General features: G+C 68.3%; 19 protein-coding genes. 8 read left to right on the forward strand and 11 right to left on the reverse strand.

The annotated features are described in order from the left end of the window. Positions 1 to 11: 11 nt before the first annotated feature. The 5 genes from AC1DY7_RS13895 to AC1DY7_RS13915 form a co-directional block, all read right to left on the reverse strand. Positions 12 to 1,490: an MFS transporter gene (locus tag AC1DY7_RS13895; RefSeq protein WP_477494258.1), complete on the reverse strand. Its 1,479-nt coding sequence runs from the start codon at positions 1,488 to 1,490 to the stop codon at positions 12 to 14. Between the two features lie 139 nt (positions 1,491 to 1,629). Beyond that, positions 1,630 to 2,244: a GntR family transcriptional regulator gene (locus tag AC1DY7_RS13900; RefSeq protein ID WP_477494259.1), complete on the reverse strand. Its 615-nt coding sequence runs from the start codon at positions 2,242 to 2,244 to the stop codon at positions 1,630 to 1,632. Between the two features lie 47 nt (positions 2,245 to 2,291). Then, positions 2,292 to 2,825 carry a type 1 glutamine amidotransferase domain-containing protein gene (locus AC1DY7_RS13905; protein WP_477494518.1) on the reverse strand — a complete coding sequence of 178 codons (534 nt, stop codon included), beginning with the start codon at positions 2,823 to 2,825 and terminating at the stop codon, positions 2,292 to 2,294. A 167-nt stretch (positions 2,826 to 2,992) separates the two neighbouring features. Further along, positions 2,993 to 3,388 carry a VOC family protein gene (locus tag AC1DY7_RS13910; RefSeq protein ID WP_477494260.1) on the reverse strand — a complete coding sequence of 132 codons (396 nt, stop codon included), beginning with the start codon at positions 3,386 to 3,388 and terminating at the stop codon, positions 2,993 to 2,995. Between the two features lie 11 nt (positions 3,389 to 3,399). Then, complete coding sequence (locus AC1DY7_RS13915) at positions 3,400 to 4,227, reverse strand: oxygenase MpaB family protein (protein ID WP_477494261.1); 828 nt, start codon at positions 4,225 to 4,227, stop codon at positions 3,400 to 3,402. A 37-nt stretch (positions 4,228 to 4,264) separates the two neighbouring features. Here AC1DY7_RS13915 and AC1DY7_RS13920 point away from each other — a divergent pair, with 37 nt between their 5' ends. Next, entirely contained in the window at positions 4,265 to 5,224 is a 960-nt protein-coding gene (locus AC1DY7_RS13920) for a cobalamin biosynthesis protein (RefSeq protein ID WP_477494262.1), read from the forward strand. Here the strand turns inward: AC1DY7_RS13920 and AC1DY7_RS13925 are convergent. From AC1DY7_RS13925 to AC1DY7_RS13935, 3 genes are read right to left on the reverse strand one after another with little or no spacing between them, the layout of a single operon-like run. Beyond that, the gene (locus AC1DY7_RS13925; RefSeq protein ID WP_477494263.1) at positions 5,169 to 5,993 is read right to left on the reverse strand and encodes an SURF1 family cytochrome oxidase biogenesis protein; all 825 of its coding nucleotides are present in this window, start codon (positions 5,991 to 5,993) and stop codon (positions 5,169 to 5,171) included. The genes AC1DY7_RS13920 and AC1DY7_RS13925 overlap by 56 nt on opposite strands. Next, the gene (locus tag AC1DY7_RS13930; protein WP_477494264.1) at positions 5,990 to 6,469 is read right to left on the reverse strand and encodes a low molecular weight protein-tyrosine-phosphatase; all 480 of its coding nucleotides are present in this window, start codon (positions 6,467 to 6,469) and stop codon (positions 5,990 to 5,992) included. The genes AC1DY7_RS13925 and AC1DY7_RS13930 overlap by 4 nt, the downstream gene beginning before the upstream one ends. Then, positions 6,462 to 7,115 (reverse strand): HAD-IA family hydrolase, encoded by a 654-nt coding sequence (locus AC1DY7_RS13935; RefSeq protein WP_477494265.1) that lies wholly within the window; start codon positions 7,113 to 7,115, stop codon positions 6,462 to 6,464. The genes AC1DY7_RS13930 and AC1DY7_RS13935 overlap by 8 nt, the downstream gene beginning before the upstream one ends. 115 nt (positions 7,116 to 7,230) lie before the next feature. On the opposite strand from AC1DY7_RS13935, the gene cobC reads away from it, so the two are divergent. Genes cobC through AC1DY7_RS13955 form a run of 4 tightly spaced genes read left to right on the forward strand, consistent with a single transcriptional unit; the run spans position 7,231 to position 11,091 of the window. Next, positions 7,231 to 8,181 (forward strand): Rv2231c family pyridoxal phosphate-dependent protein CobC, encoded by a 951-nt coding sequence (gene cobC / locus AC1DY7_RS13940; RefSeq protein ID WP_477494519.1) that lies wholly within the window; start codon positions 7,231 to 7,233, stop codon positions 8,179 to 8,181. Further along, positions 8,178 to 9,305, forward strand: a complete 1,128-nt coding sequence (locus AC1DY7_RS13945) for a Nif3-like dinuclear metal center hexameric protein (protein WP_477494266.1) — start codon at positions 8,178 to 8,180, stop codon at positions 9,303 to 9,305. Before cobC ends, AC1DY7_RS13945 begins: the two co-directional genes overlap by 4 nt. Continuing rightward, positions 9,305 to 10,033, forward strand: a complete 729-nt coding sequence (locus AC1DY7_RS13950) for a zinc ribbon domain-containing protein (RefSeq protein WP_477494267.1) — start codon at positions 9,305 to 9,307, stop codon at positions 10,031 to 10,033. Before AC1DY7_RS13945 ends, AC1DY7_RS13950 begins: the two co-directional genes overlap by 1 nt. Further along, on the forward strand, positions 10,030 to 11,091 hold the full coding sequence (locus AC1DY7_RS13955) for a bifunctional RNase H/acid phosphatase (RefSeq protein WP_477494268.1): 1,062 nt from the start codon (positions 10,030 to 10,032) through the stop codon (positions 11,089 to 11,091). Before AC1DY7_RS13950 ends, AC1DY7_RS13955 begins: the two co-directional genes overlap by 4 nt. Here AC1DY7_RS13955 and AC1DY7_RS13960 read toward each other — a convergent pair whose 3' ends face one another. After that, positions 11,092 to 11,658: a helix-turn-helix domain-containing protein gene (locus AC1DY7_RS13960; RefSeq protein WP_477494269.1), complete on the reverse strand. Its 567-nt coding sequence runs from the start codon at positions 11,656 to 11,658 to the stop codon at positions 11,092 to 11,094. It abuts the gene before it with no gap. 47 nt (positions 11,659 to 11,705) lie between these two features. Between AC1DY7_RS13960 and AC1DY7_RS13965 the strand changes: the two genes are divergently transcribed. From AC1DY7_RS13965 to AC1DY7_RS13975, 3 genes are all read left to right on the forward strand, one after another. Continuing rightward, positions 11,706 to 13,256: an FAD-dependent oxidoreductase gene (locus tag AC1DY7_RS13965; protein WP_477494270.1), complete on the forward strand. Its 1,551-nt coding sequence runs from the start codon at positions 11,706 to 11,708 to the stop codon at positions 13,254 to 13,256. A 12-nt stretch (positions 13,257 to 13,268) separates the two neighbouring features. Further along, positions 13,269 to 13,964 carry a trimeric intracellular cation channel family protein gene (locus tag AC1DY7_RS13970; RefSeq protein WP_477494271.1) on the forward strand — a complete coding sequence of 232 codons (696 nt, stop codon included), beginning with the start codon at positions 13,269 to 13,271 and terminating at the stop codon, positions 13,962 to 13,964. Positions 13,965 to 14,027: 63 nt separating this feature from the next. Continuing rightward, entirely contained in the window at positions 14,028 to 15,362 is a 1,335-nt protein-coding gene (locus tag AC1DY7_RS13975; RefSeq protein WP_477494520.1) for a 13E12 repeat family protein, read from the forward strand. On the opposite strand, the gene AC1DY7_RS13980 is transcribed toward AC1DY7_RS13975, so the two are convergent. Together AC1DY7_RS13980 and AC1DY7_RS13985 are read right to left on the reverse strand one after the other, a co-directional pair. Beyond that, positions 15,359 to 15,796, reverse strand: coding sequence for a VOC family protein (locus AC1DY7_RS13980; RefSeq protein ID WP_477494272.1), 438 nt, complete (start codon positions 15,794 to 15,796; stop codon positions 15,359 to 15,361). The two genes, AC1DY7_RS13975 and AC1DY7_RS13980, sit on opposite strands and share 4 nt — an antisense overlap. Positions 15,797 to 15,805: 9 nt before the next feature. After that, positions 15,806 to 16,237 (reverse strand): helix-turn-helix domain-containing protein, encoded by a 432-nt coding sequence (locus AC1DY7_RS13985; RefSeq protein ID WP_477494273.1) that lies wholly within the window; start codon positions 16,235 to 16,237, stop codon positions 15,806 to 15,808. Between the last annotated feature and the right edge of the window lie 7 nt (positions 16,238 to 16,244).

Genomic DNA, 16,244 nt, shown 5'->3' on the forward strand with positions numbered 1-16,244 from the left:
TTTGTTGAGGATCAGGCTGCGGCGGCGAGCGCCGCGGGCGTCTCGGTAACCGCTTCCAGCGGCTTACCGAAGGTTTCCGGCCCGAAGCGCGCGGCGACGACCAGCAGGACGTACATGACGGCGATCATGATGAAGACCCCCGCGACACCGGCTCGGTCGAAGAAGAACAGCGCGGCAAAGGGCATGACGGCGCCCGCCACGTTGCCGATCCCGTTGACCACCGATGTTCCCATCGCGCGCACAGAGGTGGGGAACAGTTCCGGCGACCAGACCGAGAGCATGGTGTTGAGCATCATCGTGAAGAACTGGAAGATCATGCCCAGCACGAGAATCAGCGCGGTGGAGTTGGCGAACGACGCGAAGCAGATGGCCGAGATGCAGCCGAGGACGGCGGCGACACTCACGGTCAGTCGTCGCGGTGCCTTGCCGGCCAGATAGGAGGCAGCGCAGGCGCCGAACAACGAACCGATGTTCATGATCATGGTGAATGCCAACGAATCGGACAGCGAGTAGCCGCGGGAGACCAACAAGATCGGCATCAGGAACAGCAGTGTGACCTGGGCGCCGAACGACATCCACGACGCGGCGCCGATCGCGGCGGTGCGCTTGAGGTTCTGGCCCTTGAACACTTCGGCGTAGCTGGACTTGACCTTCGCGGGAATGTCTGCGGCAGTGACGAATTCGCGGGTGGGACCGGGCTTGCGCAGTCCGCTGATCCGTCCGGCCGACAGCCGGGTGAGGCTTTCGTTGGCTTCGTCGACGCGGCCCTTGGAGAGCAGGAAGCGTGGTGACTCCGGAAGGTAGCGGCGGAAGAAGACGACGAGCACGGCGGGGACGGCGAGGATCACGTATGTCCACCGCCATGAGGTGTCATTGCCGCCGAGCATTCCGTTCAGCGGACCCAGAACGAGCCAGAAGAATCCGAAGGACGCGATATTGCCGACGCCGCCCGAGGAGATGTTCAGGGTGGCCAGCAGCGAACCGCGATGGCGGGTGGCGACGATCTCCGCGAGAATGGCCAGACCGACGGTGAATTCGCCGCCCAGTCCGATGCCGACGATGAACCGGCTGGCCAGCAGCATCTCGTAGTTGACGGCGGCGGCGCTGATGAGGCCTCCGAGGGTGTAGACCAACAGGTTCAGGCTCAACGCGGCACGGCGACCCCAGCGGTCGGCGATGTAACCGCCGATGATGCGCCCGGCCAGGCCACCGAGCACGGTGGCGGTGTTGATCATGGTCAGTTCGGCATTTCCGATCCCGAAGGATTCTTTGAGTAGGGGACCCATCGCCCCGGTCGAGTTCTGCTCCAGCGAATCGAAGAACAATCCGGCCATCAGCAGGAGGATCAGAGCGGCTTGCACGCGGCCGAAGCCGATGCGGTCCAGTGCGGCGGTCAGACCCGGCGACGCGGCGTCGTCCGCCGTCGAGTGAGGGTCGTCGATCAGGGTGGTATCAGGGGGGATGGCAACTGTCGGGCGGATGAGGGACATGGCGTGCTCCAGGTGTGATCGGTGAAATCATGCTGGAACAATTTGTATACGAAATCTGTTACGTCACGATTTCTCACCAGGAGTTTTACGTTACGAATACGATAACTCAGCTTAGATTGTAAAACAATCTGAGCTGCAGTCAGGCTTCGCCGAATTTTTCGGTGAAGTACTGTTCGTCGCGTCGCAGGTGCTCGTCCATGAGGTATCCCGCCTGGACCACCGACCCATTGAGGATCGCCACCGCGAGCACCCGATGGTCGCTGATCGATACGTTCGGGTTGTGGCCCAGGCCCCACTGCACCCGGCGATTCACGCCCGCCAGCATCTCTTCCAGCTGCCGGTTGCCTGAAGCTGCGGCGACCAATTCGTGGAACGCACGCGCGGGTGCGCATTCGACGTCGACGTGGTCCTCGGCAGCGGCCGCCAACTGCTCGGCGACGGCGCCGCCCCGATTCTGGGCGGCCAGTTGCGCGGCCAGAATTTCCAGCCCGCGCCGGATTTGCAGCAGCTCCCTGCTGTCCTGGACCAACGTCTCCGACACCGTCGCCCCCTTATAGCGGACGATCGTGACGAAGCCCTCGGACTGAAGTCGGTTCAGCGCCTCACGGACGGGAATCCGGGACACCCCATACTGTTTGGCGATCGACTCTTCGACCAGGCGTTCGCCCGGGGACAGCCGACCGGCCAAGATGTCCTCGCGCAGGGCATGGGCAACCGAATCGCCGGTGGACTCCACCTGGGGCGGTGCGCTCATGGGCATGAACCTACCGCGCCCGTGCTCGTCACATTGTTGACCGATGTCTATACGCCGGCGACCGCCTCGACCACAGCCGAGCAAAACGCCGGCAGATCGTCGGGCGACCTGCTGGAGATCAGATTGCCGTCGACGACGACCTCTTGATCGACCACGGTGGCGCCGGCATTGCGCAAATCGGTACGCAGGCTCGGATACGACGTCAGGGTGCGGCCCTTCGCCACACCCGCGTCGACGAGAGTCCAGGGAGCGTGGCAGATCACGGCGACCGGTTTACCGGATTCGACGAAGTCGCGGACGAAGGCCACCGCGGCGTCGTCATTGCGCAGCTTGTCGGCGTTCACCGTGCCGCCGGGAATCAACAGCGCGTCGAAATCGTCGACGTTTGCCACCGCGACGAGGCTGTCGACGGGCGCGTCACCGGCGGGCGTCAGATCATGATCGCGGAGGTCGATCGAACCGTCCTGCAACGACAGCAGTTCGGTCGACGCACCCGCGCCGCGTACCGCCTCCCGCGGTTCCTCCAGCTCACGGCGTTCGACTCCGTCGGTCGCAAGGATCGCCACCCTCTTGCCCTGCAGTCTGCTCACGGCTTCGTCCAGATTCTGCTGGGTCTGCTCGGCGTCGTCCGCGAGCTCCGCGACGGTCTCGTCGCCTTCCTCGGCACGCATGATGGTCTCCGTTCGTCGCTGTACTCACCGGCGGATGCCCGACAGGTGGAGCGGCCAAACGTGACGTGGGTGGCGGTTTACCCCGGCGGCGCGAAGAACTCCAACGCGATGCCGTCGGGGTCACGAAAGCTCAGCCCCGACCCGTAGTGGGCGTCCACCACGCCGCCGTGCGCGATACCCAGCTCATCCAGACGAGTAGCCCAGGTCTCCAGGTCTGCCCGTGAGTCGCAGCCGAAGCCGACGTGGTCCAGGCCCGCACGGAATTCGGTGAACTGACCGGATTCGATCCCGCGGTCGTGCTGATGGATGCCGAAAAGCGTGCCGCCTTCCAACGCCCACACCAGGTGCCGGAATCCGGCATCGGTGTTCTCGTCGAGCACGGGGTCGAACCCGATGAGCGCGCGGTACCAGGGCCCGCTCACGCCGATGTCACTCACCGTGACCGCCACATGGTTCAGTGCCCCAAATGACATGACATCCCCTTTCAGATCACACGTATGCCCAAGCGGGCCCGCGTCCGCATGTCCCACAGGTAGAGCTGGTAGCCGAACTGCCAGAGCTCCCGCGGCACGACACGGTCGGCGAACCGAAGCCCCATCAGCAGCAGCGCGAACCGGCGCTGGTCGTCCGGACTCCAATCCAGGTTCATCATCGTCCGAAATCTGGACGAAAGGAATCCCTTGGTGGCGAACAGGATCGACGGCCCCGCCAGTTGCCGCAGCGGCTTCGGGAGGAACGCCACCGACGCCACGCCATACAGGTGCTCCCGCACGGGTTCGTCGATACGCAGATCGTCGAGGGTGAGCTTCCAGTATTCGTCGAACGCCGCACGGTCGGCCGGCCACATCTCTTCGCGCACTTGCAGGGTGGTGCCCAGGGTGCGGGCGTCCTGGTAGATCGCGTCGGCCGATTCGTCATCGAGTGGCCCGTACAGATACTCGTGCTGATCGATGTAATAGCGGTACAGGCAGGCGGCCACCCAGAGCTGCAGCGTCGGATCGAAAGCGTTGTAGCGCACCGGACTTGACGGCCGGGACCGGACCTGGGCGTGCGCGCGGTCCACCTCGGCCCGGATCAGGGCGCGGTCGGCGTCCGAGCCGCAGGTGGCCGCGGCCAGATAGGTGCCCGTGGTGCGGGCACGCTTGAACGGATGCAGGTACACATTGCCGCTGTCGACCGGACTCTCCAGCACCCCGTAACCCACTCCAGGCAACGACAGCTGCATGATGACGTTGGCGGCGGGCGCCAGCGCTGCTGCCGGATTGAGCAGGTCGATGACGCGTCGCGGATGGCGCGGTGGTCCCAGCCTCATGTATCCGAGTAGAGCACCTTGTGAGACGCTGCCCGTCGTGTTTGAACACACTGCCCGTGCTGCCGGGCTGGCGACCGGCTATCTCGCCGACCTGCGCTGGGCGGATCCGCGCCGCGGACACCCGGTCGCGGCCTTCGGAACCGCCGCGGCCGCCCTGGAGAAGCGCAGCTACGCCGACCGCAGGTCCGCCGGGGTGCTGCACACCGCCGCGCTGCTCGGCGCCCTCGGCGCGCTGGGTGTCGCCGCTGAACGCGCCGCGGCCCGGCGCGGGCCGCTGTGCACCTTTGCGGTCACCGCGGTGAGCACCTGGGCGGTGCTCGGTGGCACGTCGCTGGCCCGGACCGGCGCGCAGATGGCCGACCGACTCGACGCCGACGACCTCGACGGGGCCCGGGCCCTGCTGCCGTCGTTGTGTGGCCGGGATCCGTCCGCGCTGGACCCCGACGGACTCGCGCGTGCCGCGTTGGAATCGGTCGCGGAGAACACCTCCGACGCCCAGGTGGCGCCGATCCTGTGGGGCGCTGTGGCGGGCGTGCCCGGCCTGCTGGTGTATCGGGGTGCCAACACCCTCGACGCGATGATCGGCCACCACTCGCCGCGCTACGAGCGGTTCGGCTGGGCCGCAGCGCGTTTCGATGACGTGGTGAATTACGTCGGGGCGCGCGCGACGGGACTGTGCGCGGTCGTGGTGTCCGGCGCACCGGCCGGGGCGTGGCGGGCGTGGCGGCGTGACGCCGCACGCCACCCCAGCCCGAATGCGGGCGTGGCCGAGGCATCCTTCGCGGGCGCACTCGGCGTCAGTCTGGGTGGGCCCACCCAATACGCCCACCGTCTCGAGATGCGCCCCACACTGGGCGACGGTCCGTCACCCAGAGCGGCCGACCTGCGCCGCGGAGTGCGGCTGTCGCGCGCCGTGCAGACGCTGGCCACCGTGGCGGCCGTCAGCGTCGCCGCCCGTACCGGTCGGCGAGCTTCTCCTCGGCGGTCTGCGGCGTGATGTCCGCCTCTTCGGCCGCCGCGGCGGCCTTTTCTCGACGGCGGGCCTTCACCTCGGCGACGATGAAATAACCCAGCCCGATCGGGGCGATGATGCCGAACGCGATCCATTGGATGCCATAGGACAGGAACGGCCCGGAATCCAGATGAGGCAGGGGGATGACCCCGAGTCCGCCGGGTTGCTTGTCCACCAGTTGCAGGTAGGAGCCGGCCAGCGGGGTCCCGGTCACCTGCGAGACCTGGCCCGGGTTGATCGAATACACCTGCTGCGCACCGTCGGCGCGGAACGGCTCCTTGCCGGTCAGGACGGGCTCGGCGTCGCGCAGCCGAGCCTCGATGGTCACCGTGCCCGACGGCGGGGCGGCGAACGCCGGCAGCGCGGTGCCCTGCTCGGGCTTGACGTAACCACGGTCCACCAGCACCGTCGGCCCGTGATCCACGGCGAACGGGGTCAGCACCTCGTAGGCGGGATCGCCGTCGGCCGACCGCAGCCGGGCCACCACCTGCGCCTCGGGTAGATAGTGCCCGGTGGCGCTCACGCGGTGCCACTGCTGATCCGGTGCCGACGAATCCTGGTGCGGCAGAACATTGGTCAGCGGCACGGGGTCAGCCGACAGGGAGCTGGAGATCTGCGAGTTCTCCCGTGATGTCTTGGTGTTCTTGCCCAACTGCCAGGGGGCCAGCACCGTGAAACACAGCCAGGCGAACGCCAGCACGACGACGAACAGCGCCAGCCACTGGGGCCGGAACAGGAACGTCCACCGCTTCATCGTGATGCCAGCTGCTTGTCGACCCACTCGTGCAGCCCGGGCAGCGAGACATCGATGACGTCGAACACGTCTTGAAAGTCGGTGAGGGAGCCGTAGTAAGGATCCTCGACATCGAGGGCGAAAGCGCCCGACCGCGGATCGAAGGATCGCATCATCCTTAGCCGCTCGGGCGGCACACCCATCTCCTTGAGGAACCGGGCGTGGTTGCGGCCCATGGCGATCACCATGTCGGCGGCCAGATGATGGTCGTCGATCTGCGCGGCGTGATGGGTGGTCGGGTAACCGTGCCGGCGCAGAACCTCATTGGTGCGGTGGTCGGCGGGCTCACCCGAATGCCAGCCCCCGGTGCCGGCGCTCGACACCCGCACCACGTCGGCCAGGCCGCGCTCGGAGATCTGACGGGCGAACATCTTCTCTGCCATCGGCGACCGGCAGATGTTGCCCGAGCAGACGAAGGTCACGTGGAGGTCAGACACCCAGCACCTCCCGCAGATCGGCGATGGTGTCGACCTTGTGCAGCGGTGACGGCGCGTCGGGGCCGTCGAAATCGGTGGCGCCGTAGCCCCAGCCGACGACGACCGTGCTGATGCCGTGCTCGCCGGCGCCCTCCACGTCGTGGGAGCGGTCACCGATCATCAGGATCCGTTCGGGCAGCGGAGCCAGCTGCGCCAGGGCGTGCGCGACGACGTCCGATTTGGCGGCCCGGGTGCCATCCGAACTGGCACCGGCGATCACCTCGAAATACCCGTCCAGGCCGAAGTGGGCCAGGATGCGCTGCGCGGTGGTCTCGGCCTTCGACGTGGCGACGGCCAGCCGCACACCCGCGGCGCGCAGATCCTCCAGCAGCGCCGGTATCCCGTCGAACAGGCTGTTCATCGACCAGCCGCGGGTGGTGTAGTCGGCGCGGTAGGCGGTGATCGCGTCCTCGACACGATCGCCGAGCCCCATCGCGCGCAGTGTGTGGTGCATTGGCGGCCCGACGATCCGCCCCGCCAGGTCGCCCTCGGGGACCTGCACGCCCACGGTGTCCAAGGCGTGCCGGAAGCTGGCGACGATGCCCACCGCGGAATCGGTGAGGGTTCCGTCGAGGTCGAAGAGCACCAGCTGCGGGAGGCGTGTCACGAACACATTCTCTCCGATGTACCTGTGCCGCCGAGCGGCGCACTACTGTCGTGCTGTGGTTCACACGGTTCGGCAGGCGGCGCGCTATCACGGCGATCAGGCCGTCACGCCCGGCATGCTGGACTTCGCGGTCAACGTGCGTGCCGCGGGCCCGCCGTCGTGGCTGGTGGACCGGCTGAGCGCACGGCTGGGTGATCTGGGCCACTACCCCTGCGCGGCAGACACCGAGCGGGCGGTGCGCGCCGTCGCCGAGCGGCACGGCCGGGCGGTCGACGAGGTCGCGCTGCTGGCGGGGGGCGCCGAGGGATTCGCGCTGCTGCCCAACCTGGCGCCGGTGCTCGCGGCGCTCATCGCCCCGTCGTTCACCGAACCCGAGGCCGCACTGAGCGCCGCGAACATTCCGATCGCCCACGTCGTGCTGCCGCCACCCTTCACGTTGGCCGACGCCGCGGTGCCCGACGAGGCCGACCTGGTGGTCGTCGGCAACCCGACCAACCCCACCTCCGTGCTGCACACGCGCGAGCAGATCCTCGCGCTGCGGCGGCCGGGTCGCATCGTGGTGGTGGACGAGGCCTTCGCCGACGCCGTACCGGGGGAGCCGGAATCGGTGGCGGCGCTGACACTGCCCGACGTGGTCGTGCTGCGCAGCCTGACCAAGACATGGTCGCTGGCTGGGCTGCGCATCGGCTACGCACTGGGGGCGCCCGACGTGCTGGAGCGGCTCACCGCGCGGCGTGCACACTGGCCGCTGGGCACCCTGCAACTGGAAGCGGTGACCGCCTGCTGCGCGCCGGAGGCGGTGGCCGAGGCCGAGGCAGGCGCCCGTCGGCTGGCGGTGCTGCGCGCCGAGATGGTGGCCGGGCTTCAGGGAGCGGGCTTCGACGTGGTCGACGGCCGTGCGCCGTTCGTGCTGCTGCGTGTCGCCGACGCCGAATTGGCCCGTAAACAACTGGACAGCATGGGGATTGCGGTGCGCCGCTGCGACACCTTCGTCGGCCTGGACGGCGAGTATCTGCGCGCGGCGGTACGCCCCGAATGGCCGTTGCTGGTGGAGGGCCTGCGTTGACCGTACGACTGGCCGATGTGATCGAGGTGCTCGACGCCGCGTATCCGCCTGCACTGGCCCATGATTGGGACTCGGTGGGGCTGGTGTGTGGCGACCCGTCCGAGCCGGTGTCCTCGGTGACCGTCGCAGTGGACGCCACCGCCGCGGTGGTGGACGAGGTGCCCGACGGCGGTCTGCTGCTGGCGCACCACCCACTGCTGCTGCGCGGGGTGGACACGGTGGCGGCGAGTACCGCCAAGGGAGCGTTGATCCACCGGCTGATCCGTTCGGGGCGGTCGCTGTTCACCGCGCACACCAACGCCGACGCGGCGCTGCCCGGGGTGTCCGACGCCCTTGCCGAGGCGCTGGGTCTGGTGGTGCAGGACGTGCTGGCCCCGGCGGAGTCCCGCGCCGATCTGGACAAGTGGGTCGTCTTCGTTCCCGTCGAAGATGCTGAGCGGGTGCGGGTTTCGCTGTTCGCCGCCGGTGCCGGCCAGATCGGCGACTACTCGTGCTGCAGTTGGAGCGCCGGCGGGACTGGGCAGTTCCTTCCGCTGGAAGGTGCCGATCCGGCCGTCGGCCGCGTCGGCACCGTGGAACATGTGGCCGAGGACCGCATCGAGGTGATCGCGCCCGCCGGGTTACGCCCGGCGGTGTTGGCGGCACTGCGCGCGTCGCACCCGTACGAAGAACCCGCTTTCGATGTGTTCGCGCTGGCGCCTCTGCCGTCGGGAGTGGGCATCGGCCGGATCTGCGCCCTGCCCGAACCGGAATCGTTGTCGGCGTTCGTATCCCGGGTGCGCGACCGGCTCCCGGCGACCTCGTGGGGCGTACGGGCTGCCGGCGACCCCGAATCGCTGGTCTCACGGGTGGCGGTCTGCGGGGGAGCGGGGGATTCGCTGCTGGACACTGTCGCCCGGACGAATGCGCAGGTGTACGTCACCGCCGATCTGCGGCATCACCCCGCCGACGAACATCGACGAAAGTTCGGCACCGCCCTGGTGGACGTGGCGCACTGGGCCAGTGAATACCCCTGGTGCAGCCAGGCGGCCGCCCTGCTCACGAGCCGTTTCGGCCCCGAGCTTCCGGTGCGCGTGAGCACGGTGCGCACCGACCCATGGAATATCGAAGAAGGACATCATTGATGAAAGCTGCACTCACCCAACAGCGTTCGCTGCTGACGCTGGTCGAGCTCGATGCCGAGCTGGGGCGGGTCGAGCACCGGGCCCGCAACCTCGCCGAGCAGCAGCGCTTCGACGATGCGCAGGCCGAGCACCGGGCCGCCAATGATCAGCTGGCCGTCCTCGAGATCACCCTGGAGGATCTGGAGGGTCAGGTCACCAAGCTGGACAGCGAGATCGACGGCGTCCGGCAGCGTGAGGACAAGGACAAGGCGCTGCTGGACAGCGGCGAGGTGAACCCCAAGCAGCTCGCCGAACTGCAGCATGAGCTGGAGACCCTGCAGCGCAGACAGTCTGCTCTGGAGGACGCGCAGCTGGAGGTCATGGAGCGCCGGGAAGCGTTGCAGGCCCAGCAGTCCGAGGAGCTGGCCCGCATCGATGCGCTCCACAATGAGATGTCCGCTGCGCAGCTGGCCCGGGATGAGGCGCTGGTCGTCATCGACCAGGCGCGCCACGTCGGTGGCCTGCGCCGCACTGAGCTGACGTCCGGTCTGGACGCCGCCCTGGTGGCGCTCTACGAAAAGCAACGGGCCAACGGTGGACCGGGCGCGGGACTGTTGCAGGGCAAGCGATGTGGGGCCTGTCGCATCGAGATCGACCGCGGCGAGATGGCCCGGATCTCGGCCGCCGATGAGGACGAGGTGCTGCGCTGCCCTGAGTGCGGCGCCATCCTGTTGCGGTTGCGGCCGTGAAGGTCGTCGTCGAGGCCGACGGTGGTTCGCGGGGTAATCCGGGACCGGCGGGCTACGGGGCGGTGGTCTTCAGCGCGGACCGGTCCGCAGTGCTGGCCGAACGCCGCAAGTCCATCGGCACGGCCACCAACAACGTCGCCGAATATCGCGGACTGATCGCGGGTTTGGAGGCGGCCGCTGAGGTCGGCGCCACCGACGTGGCCGTTTCGATGGACTCCAAACTCGTGGTGGAGCAGATGTCGGGCCGCTGGCGGGTCAAGCATCCGGACCTACTGGAACTGCACCGTGAAGCCGGGCAGGTGGCCCGGCAGTTCGGCGCCGTCAGCTATCAATGGATTCCGCGGGAACGCAATTCGCACGCGGACCGGCTCGCCAACGAGGCCATGGACGCCGCGCAGGAGCCGGTGTCCGACAAGGCGGCGGCGCCCGGCTGGACCGGTGCGCGGGGTGAACCCACCCGGCTGCTGCTGCTGCGTCACGGCCAGACCGAGCTTTCGGTGGACCGGCGCTATTCGGGCCGCGGCAATCCGCCGCTGACCGAACTCGGCCGCGCCCAGGCCGAGGCGGCGGCCCGCTACCTCGGCGAGCAGGGCGGTGTCTCCGCCGTCATCGCGTCACCGCTGCAACGCGCCCGGGAGACGGCGGCCGCCGCCGCGAAAGCCCTGGGCCTGGACGTCAGCGTCGACGACGACCTCATCGAGACCGACTTCGGGGCGTGGGAAGGTCTGACGTTCGGCGAAGCGGTGCAACGGGATCCGGAACGGCACGGGCAGTGGCTGCGCGATACCAGCATCACACCCCCGGACGGCGAGAGTTTCGACGCCGTCGCGCAGCGGGTGCGCCGGGCTCGCGACCGGATTGTCGCCGAACACAGCGGGTCCACGGTGTTGGTGGTGTCACACGTGACGCCGATCAAAACGCTGCTGCGCCTTGCCCTGGACGCCGGCGCCGGCATCCTCTACCGACTGCACCTGGACCTGGCGTCGCTGAGCATCGCGGAGTTCTATCCGGACGGGCTGGCTTCGGTGCGATTGGTCAACCAGACGGCCTACCTGTAACTAGCTGTGCAGGTGCATCCGTTCGCCGTGCACGTCGAAGATCATGATCGCTTCGACCGGGCCGTCGACGGTGCCGAACCAGTGCGGCGTCCATGTCGAGAACTCCACGGCCTCACCGGGTTCGATGGTGAAGTCCCGCTCGCCGAGGATCAGCCGGAGCTTGCCGGACAGCACGTACATCCAGTCTTGGCCCTCGTGTGTGGGTAGTTCGGCGGGCGGTTTGTTGCGCCGTGCGCTGACCCGCACCTTGTAGGTGTGCCTACCGCCGGTGGGGCCATTGCGGGTCAGCGGCCAGTACGTCACACCGTGGCGGGTCTGCGAACCGCCGCGCACCCGGGGGTCCTCGGACTCGGGTTCCCGGAGCAATTCGTCGGTGCTGACGGCCAAGGCCGAGGCCAGCCGAGGCAGGTGATCCAGCGCCAGTCGGCGCTTTCCCGACTCCAGCCTGCTCAACGTCGACACGTCGATGGCGGCGCGGGCGGCCACATCCTGCAGGGTCAGCCCCTGCTGGATCCGCAGTTCCCGCAGTCGTCTGCGGACGGTCTCGTCCACCGAGTTTGCCTGCATGGCAAATCAGCTTGGCATTCTCGGCGGCCGTCGGCAAGCTCGAGGGCATGGACATCACATGGGACTGCATCATCGTCGGCGGCGGGGCCGCAGGTCTGAGCGCCGCCCTGGTACTGGGGCGGGCATGCCGTCGCACCCTCGTTCTGGATGCCGGCGCACAGAGCAATCTGGCCGCGCACGGCATCGGCGGGCTGCTGGGCCACGACGGCCGCCCACCGGCGGAGCTCTACGAGATGGGACGGACAGAGCTGGGTGCCTACCCCAGTGTCGAGGTGCGGTCGGCAACGGTGGTGACCGCTCGCCGTGAGGGCGACAATTTCGTGCTGACCACGGCCGACGGGCACCGCGTCGTGACCCGGCGGGTGCTGCTGGCGGCCGGTATGCACTACGAGATGCCGGAGATCCCCGGCATTGCCGAGCTTTGGGGACGGTCGGTCTTCCACTGCCCGTTCTGCCACGGCTGGGAGGTTCGCGATCAGCCTCTCGCGGTGCTGGCGCAGGGCGACCGCGCGGCACACATCGCGCTGTTGCTCCGGGGCTGGAGCGATGACATCGTCGTACTGTCGAACGGACCTGCCGGCCTGGATACCCACCAGCTCGACCTGCTGGCGGGTGCCGGTGTCACGGTGGATGAGCGCCCTGTTGCCGAATTACGCTCCCAGGACGGTGAATTGGCGGCGGTGGTGTTCGCCGACGGCGGGCAGTTGGCGCGTCGCGGGCTGCTGGCCTCGGTCGGGTTGCGGCAGCGCGGCGACCTGGTGGCGCAACTCGGGCTCGCACTCGCGCCGCCGTCACCGGTGGCCGTCGACGCGGTGGCCGTGGATCCCATGTACCGCACCTCGGTACCCGGGGTGTTCGCGGCCGGCGATGTGTGTCCCGGCATGCCTCAGGTGGCGGCAGCGGTGGCCGCGGGATCGATGGCGGGTGCCGCGGTGATGCAGAGCCTGATGTCCGACGACGTCGGGCTGCCCGGTCCGCCGTGGCCGGTGTTCGAGTCGACCGCAGCGCAGCACTGGGACCGGCACTACGGTGAGCGCGAACGGATCTGGAGTGGGCGGGTGAACAAGCACCTGGCCGATACCGCCGGGGCGCTATCTCCGGGGCGCGCTCTGGACCTGGGGTGCGGCGAAGGCGGCGACGCGATCTGGCTGGCCCGTAACGGCTGGCAGGTGGTCGCCACCGACATCTCCGGTGTCGCGCTGCAACGGGCCGTCGAGGACGCCGGTGAAGTGCGTGAGCGCATCGATTTTCAGCGGCACGACTTTGCCGAGAGCTTCCCGGCCGGCGAGTTCGATCTGGTGTCCGCACAGTTTCTGCACTCGATGGTGCCGCTGGACCGCACCGCGGTGCTGCGCCGTGCGGTCGGTGCCGTCGCCCCCGGTGGGCGACTGGTGATCGTCGACCACGGTGCCGCCCCGCCCTGGTCCAAGCACAAGGACTACCCGTTCCCCACGGTGGACGAGGTGCTGGCTTCGCTCGAGCTCGGCGACGGCTGGGACCGCCTTCGTGCCGAACCGGTCGAGCGGGACGCGACCGGCCCGGACGGGGAACACGGCCATCTGATCGACAATGTGATGGTGCTGCAGCGCCGTTCGTAGATACCCTCAGGCGTGTTCGGCGAACTGTTCCGTGTCCTCGACCTGGCCGGTGTCTTCACCAACGCCATCCTGGGCGGCATGGTGGCCCGCGACAAGCGTTTGGACCCAGTGGGTTTCGCGGCGCTGGCGCTGGTGTCGGGGCTCGGTGGCGGGATCATCCGCGACACGCTGCTCCAGCACGGGCCGCCGGTGGCGCTCACCGATTCGCGGTATGCCGTCACGGCGATCGCGGGGGCGGTGGTCGCCTTCCTGCTTCCGGTGCGCGGTCGGCTGTGGAGTGTGTCGTTCCTGTTGATCGATGCCCTCGCGTTGGGCTGCTGGGCGACGGTGGGCACGCAGAAGACACTGTCGTTGGGGCTGGGTGGTTTGGCGGCGCTGCTGCTCGGCACCATCACCGCCGTGGGCGGGGGCGCGTTGCGCGACCTGTTCGTGCAACGGATCCCCGAGATATTCGGCCGCAACACTTTGCACGCGACCTGCGCGGTGGTGGCCAGCGGTGTGGTGATCGCATTCTGGTACGCCGGACTGCCGACCGCGGGGGCGTTGGCCGGCACCGGGGTGGGTGCCGCGATGTGCCTGCTGGCGCGTTGGCGGGGTTGGCAGCTGGGCGAGGGGTTGGCTTGGGATTATGCGGTGACGCGGCCGCCCGGACGGCGGTTGCCGCGGATGTCGGTGCGGGTCGTACGGAGACGCGGGGACGTGTCGTAGGGATGATTTAGAATCGAACACATATTCGAATCGTCCCGATATCTCGACTCCGCCCGGCAGGAGCTGCGGGCGGAGCGTGCGGCGACGGCGCGGCGGTTGATCGCGCTGGGACATTACGCGACCGATCGGATGGCTGAGCTGGGAAACAGCCGCCAGGACTGGGTGGTCGACGACTGGGAACTGGTCGCGGTGGAGGTGGGTACCGATCTGGGGATCGGCCGGCACCGGGCGTCGACGGAGATGGTGCACGGGCAGACCCTGATCGAGCGGTTGCCACGGCTGGCCGAGGTGTTTCTGGCCGGCAATCTGGACTACGGACATTTCACGGCCATCACATCGCGCACGGCTCTGATCACCGACCCCGACCTGCTCGCGATCGTCGATGAGCGGGTGGCTGCCAGGGCGCCGGGATGGTCGGCGCGCTCGCGGGACAAGGTCGCCCAGTTGGTGGACTGGCTGGTGCTGGAAATCGACCCGGACGCGATTCGGGTCGCCAAGCAGCGCCGCGCCCAGCGTCATATCGGCATCGGGCCCGCCGGCGACGGGATGGCCGAGATCTACGGGATTGTCGATGCGGAGGACGGGGCGGTGGTCGACAAACGCCTCGATGAACTGGCGGCGACGGTCTGCCGGGACGACCCGCGCCCCCACGCCGCTCGGCGGTCGGATGCGATGCGGGCCATGGCCGACGGGGCCACCAAGCTCGCCTGCCTGTGCGGGTCGGCCGACTGCCCCGCCGGTGCGGCCGAGGCCCCTGCGGGCACCATCGTCATCCATGTGCTGGCCGAGCAGGCCACCCTCGACGGAGACAGTGAGACACCGGGATTGCTGCCCGGATACGGCGCGATCCCGGCCGAGCAGGTGCGTGAGATGGCGCCGCGGGCGAAGTGCCGGCCGCTGCCGCTGCCTCAGGAGTTGATCTCGGAGTCGGTCTACCGCCCCTCGGTGCGGCTGGCCGACTTCGTCCGCGCCCGTGATCTGACCTGCCGCTGGTATGGCTGCAATGCACCCGCCGAGCGCTGCGATATCGACCACACGACGCCATGGCCTTACGGGCCGACCCACCCGACGAACAACAAACTATATTGCCGCACAAATCATTTGGTGAAGACCTTCTGCCCGGACTGGGTCGACACCCAGGCGGCCGACGGCCGAGTCATCCTCATCTCACCGTCCGGCCGGATCTACACCACCAAACCCGACGGGGCGCTGTTCTTCCCCCAATTGGCGTCACCCACCGGTGAACTCGCACCCACCCAGGCGCCGCCCCTGACGGCGGCGCGCGGCACGGCCATGCCGACCCGCACCCGACGTCGCGCCCGTGACCGGGCTTACCGCATTGCGCACGAACGCGCCCTCAATCGCGCACGCGCCGAAGCGAATCCGCCGCCGTTCTAGCCGGCGAACGCACTCATGTCGGCCACCTGGGTCAGTCGCACACTGTTGCCCGACGGGTCGCGGAACCCGCAGTCGATCCCGTAGGGCTGCTGGTGCGGTTCCTCGGTGAACTCGACTCCGCGGGCCTTGAGCTCCTCATAACTCGCCTGGCAGTCCTCGGTGGTGAGAAAAACGGTGCCGGCAAAGCCTTTGGCGGTCAGTTCGCGAACCTGTTGCTGGGTCGCGGAATCCATCACGGGCGGCCCGGGGACTGCCATCAGCACGATCGACACGTCGTCCTGGCCGGGCGGCCCGACGGTGAGCCACCGGAACGCATGTTCCAGATCGGGTAGTGAAACATCCTGTCGCACTTCGAAGCCGACCTTCTCGGTCCAGTATGCGAGGGCGACTTCCTGGTCATGTACCCACAGGTGGGCGCTTGCAATTTTGATCATGCCCCGACGCTACGAGGCGGCACCGGTATCCGTCTTCTCCGTTTGTGCTGTCTTTCGGGTATCGCGTTTGAGGATGCAGCTCGGCACCCGGGCGTAGATGCTGGCCGGCGGCAGCGCGGCCCGGTAGGCGGCCGGTGGCTTGCCGTAGACGCGAGCGAAGTTTGTGGTGAAGGAGCCGACACTGGTCAGTCCGACCATGGCGCAGATATCGGCCACCGACCGGTCCGTGTAGCGCAGCAGCGAGGCGGCCCGCTCCAGGCGCCGGGTCTGCAGATAGGCACGTGGCGATTCACCGAACGTCCGGGTGAACATCCGGCTGAAGTGCGCCCGGGACAGGCCGGCGGCCGCCGCCAGATCGTCGACCGTCAGCGGATCGGAGTACCGCGCGTCGGCCAGGTCTTTGGCCCGCAACAAATAGCGGGCTGGAGGTACCTGCGCCATGTTGCTA

This window comes from Mycobacterium sp. P2_H7, from assembly GCF_056403275.1.

Coding starts and splice junctions, on each gene's coding strand:
- AC1DY7_RS13895 (WP_477494258.1), bottom strand. CDS start 1,490: ATGTCCCTCATCCGCCCGACAGTTGCCATCCCCCCTGATACCACCCTG.
- AC1DY7_RS13900 (WP_477494259.1), bottom strand. CDS start 2,244: ATGAGCGCACCGCCCCAGGTGGAGTCCACCGGCGATTCGGTTGCCCAT.
- AC1DY7_RS13910 (WP_477494260.1), bottom strand. CDS start 3,388: ATGTCATTTGGGGCACTGAACCATGTGGCGGTCACGGTGAGTGACATC.
- AC1DY7_RS13915 (WP_477494261.1), bottom strand. CDS start 4,227: ATGAGGCTGGGACCACCGCGCCATCCGCGACGCGTCATCGACCTGCTC.
- AC1DY7_RS13925 (WP_477494263.1), bottom strand. CDS start 5,993: ATGAAGCGGTGGACGTTCCTGTTCCGGCCCCAGTGGCTGGCGCTGTTC.
- cobC (WP_477494519.1), top strand. CDS start 7,231: ATGCTGGACTTCGCGGTCAACGTGCGTGCCGCGGGCCCGCCGTCGTGG.
- AC1DY7_RS13950 (WP_477494267.1), top strand. CDS start 9,305: ATGAAAGCTGCACTCACCCAACAGCGTTCGCTGCTGACGCTGGTCGAG.
- AC1DY7_RS13960 (WP_477494269.1), bottom strand. CDS start 11,658: ATGCAGGCAAACTCGGTGGACGAGACCGTCCGCAGACGACTGCGGGAA.
- AC1DY7_RS13965 (WP_477494270.1), top strand. CDS start 11,706: ATGGACATCACATGGGACTGCATCATCGTCGGCGGCGGGGCCGCAGGT.
- AC1DY7_RS13980 (WP_477494272.1), bottom strand. CDS start 15,796: ATGATCAAAATTGCAAGCGCCCACCTGTGGGTACATGACCAGGAAGTC.
- AC1DY7_RS13985 (WP_477494273.1), bottom strand. CDS start 16,237: ATGGCGCAGGTACCTCCAGCCCGCTATTTGTTGCGGGCCAAAGACCTG.